The organism is Belnapia sp. AC561 (assembly GCF_979252845.1).
Map to the genome: position 1 here is coordinate 1 of NZ_CEEDBP010000100.1, position 2,504 is coordinate 2,504.

Sequence of the window (2,504 nt, forward strand, 5' to 3'; positions counted from 1 at the left end):
GTAAGCGTCAGCCTATCACCACGGCTTGACCATCTGGTCTGAGGTTCCACGGCAGCAGGTCATCGATCCTGCTTGCGAGGTGTCCCTTCGCCAGCCGGTCGAGCACGGTGGTGATGTAGGCCTCTGGGTTGTGGCCGTTGAGCTTGGCGGTTTCGGCGATGGTATAGATGACGGCGGCACGCTCGCCGCCGGCATCGCTGCCGAGGAACAGAAAATTCTTTCTCGTCACGGCAATACCGCGCAGCAGCCGCTCGGCTAAATTGTTGTCGATTGAGAGCCGGCCATCCTCGAGGTAGCGCATCAGTGCGTCCCAGCGGCCGAGTGCATATTGCAACGCCTTGCCCAGGTCCGACTTGCCGGAGATCCGGCGTCGCTGCGCCTCCATCCAGTCCTGCAGCGCCGCGAGCAGTGGTTTGCTGCGGGCCTGGCGCTCGGCGTGGCGGCGCTCCGGCGGCAGGCCGTTGATCTCGGCCTCGATGGCGTAGAGCGCCTGGATCCGCCGCAGACCCGCTTCGGCGATCGGTGACTTGGTGCGCTCGAACTCATCGAACAAATAGCGGCGTGCATGCGCCCAGCAGGCGACATGCTGCACCATTGCTGGCTGGCCCTGCTGCGGCCGCCAGAGCGCGTTGTAGCCGGCAAAGCCATCCGCATGCACCCAGCCCTGGAACCCGGCCAAGTGGCCCTGAGGACGCTCACCCTTGCGGTCCGCCGAGTAGCGATAGAATGCCATGGGCGGGCCGGGCCCACCCCAGGGCCGCGGGTCATGGGCATAGACCCAGACCCTGGCCTCGCGGGTCTTGCCGCGGCCCGGGGCAAGGACGCGGATCGGCGTGTCGTCGGTCCAGATCACCCGCTGCGCCAGGGCATGGCGGCCGATCGCCTCGGCTAGCGGGCTCAGCCACCATGCGCTGCGGCCGACCCAGTCGGCCAGGGTCTGCCGCTCGATCTCGACGCCCTCACGGGCCAGGATGCCGGAGAGCCGGTAGAGCGGCAGGCCATCGACGTATTTCGAGACCAGCACATGCGCCAGCAACCCAGGGCCGGGGCGGCCGCGTTCCACCGGCAGGTCGGGCGCCGGGGCCTGCAGAATGGCTTCGCAGGACCGGCAGGCATAGCGCGGTCGGACATGGCGGATGACCTTCAGCCGGGCCGGCAACTTCTCCAGCACTTCGGTGACATCCTCGCCCAGCCGGGTCAGCCGGGCGGGGTCGGTGCAGCCGCAGCGGCAGGCCAGCACCGGCTCATGCAGGATGGTCTCACGCGGCAGGTGCTCCGGCAGCGGTTTGCGCACCGGCTGCTGGCGCGGCTTGGCTGGTGTGCCTTGGGCCAGCCGCTCTGCCGTGGCCTGACCCTGGGCTTGGTTCTCCTCCAGGTCGCCGATCAGCATCTCCAACTGGCCGATCTCGGCCGTCAGCCGTTCCGAGGATTGGCCGTATTGCTCGCGCCGGGCGCGGGCCAGCTGCACCTTGAGCTTTTCGATCTCGAGCCTGAAGTTCAGCAGCAGCGCATCGCGCTCGACGAGCGCGGCATCACGCTCCGCCAGCAAGCTGCGCAGCGCGGCAATCTCGGCATCGGGCGATGGGAACGCTGCGGTATCCACCCGCCAATTCTAGCCAACACCCGGCCCAAGGCAATTCGCATTCTGCAATGCCGCTACACGACCGTCTCCGGCCGTGCCGTCCAGGCCGGCATCCGCCAGTCGATCCCCTCCAATAGCATCGACAGCATCGCCGGCGTCAGCGACACCACGCCGCTCGCCGCCTGCGGCCAGACGAACTTGCCGCGTTCCAGGCGCTTTGACACGAGGATCAGGCCCTGGCCGTCCCAGACCAAAATCTTCAGCAGGTCACCGCGGCGGCCGCGAAAGCAAAATAACGCGCCGCCATAGGGATCCTGCGCCAGCACCGTCTGCACCTGCGCCGCCAGCCCGTCGAAGCCCTTCCGCATATCGGTCATGCCACAGGCGAGGAATACCCGCGTGCCGGGCGGCGGCCCGAACATCAGTGTCCACCAAGCTCCGCCAGGACAATCCGGAGCATCGCCGGATCCACATCACCGCCAACGCGCACCGTCGCCCCAGACGGAAACGCCACCTCGATCAGGCCAGACGCCCCACCCGCCTTTGCCGGCATGGCGGCCTCGGCCAACGGAGCCTCCGGCACGACCGCGACCGGCGCAAAGCCTGACATGGCCGTCGCCAGCATCTGACGCCGCCAGGTGAACAACAGCCCAGTGCCGATGCCGTGCCGGTCCGCTACGACCTTGGCCAACGCCCCAGGCTCCAGCGTCTCACCCACGATCCGCAACTTGTCCTCGGCCGACCAGCTGCGGCGGCGGACCGTCCGAACTCGCACCTCGACCCCCGAGCCGGCACCACGCCGTACCGAACCTTTACGCACCTCGTAAGCGCCGCTTACGAGCCCGGCCGTCATGTTGGTGTCGTCTGTCATGCCCACGACATCGGCCAAAACCAGCCATCATCTCAAGGCGGGAAACAGCTG

At 67.7% G+C, this 2,504-nt stretch carries 3 protein-coding genes; all 3 read right to left on the bottom strand.

The features are described 5' to 3' along the window. Positions 1-7: 7 nt before the first annotated feature. Entirely contained in the window at positions 8-1,558 is a 1,551-nt protein-coding gene (tnpC, locus tag AC0IW9_RS30255) for an IS66 family transposase (RefSeq protein WP_471652016.1), read from the bottom strand. A 98-nt stretch (positions 1,559-1,656) separates the two neighbouring features. Continuing rightward, on the bottom strand, positions 1,657-2,004 hold the full coding sequence (gene tnpB, locus AC0IW9_RS30260; protein ID WP_377755533.1) for an IS66 family insertion sequence element accessory protein TnpB: 348 nt from the start codon (positions 2,002-2,004) through the stop codon (positions 1,657-1,659). Beyond that, positions 2,004-2,471, bottom strand: a complete 468-nt coding sequence (gene tnpA / locus AC0IW9_RS30265; RefSeq protein WP_471652015.1) for an IS66-like element accessory protein TnpA — start codon at positions 2,469-2,471, stop codon at positions 2,004-2,006. Before tnpA ends, tnpB begins: the two co-directional genes overlap by 1 nt. Positions 2,472-2,504: the final 33 nt, after the last annotated feature.

Excerpts from the sequence above, each read along its gene's own strand:
- tnpB (WP_377755533.1), bottom strand. The coding sequence starts at position 2,004 with ATGTTCGGGCCGCCGCCCGGCACGCGGGTATTCCTCGCCTGTGGCATG.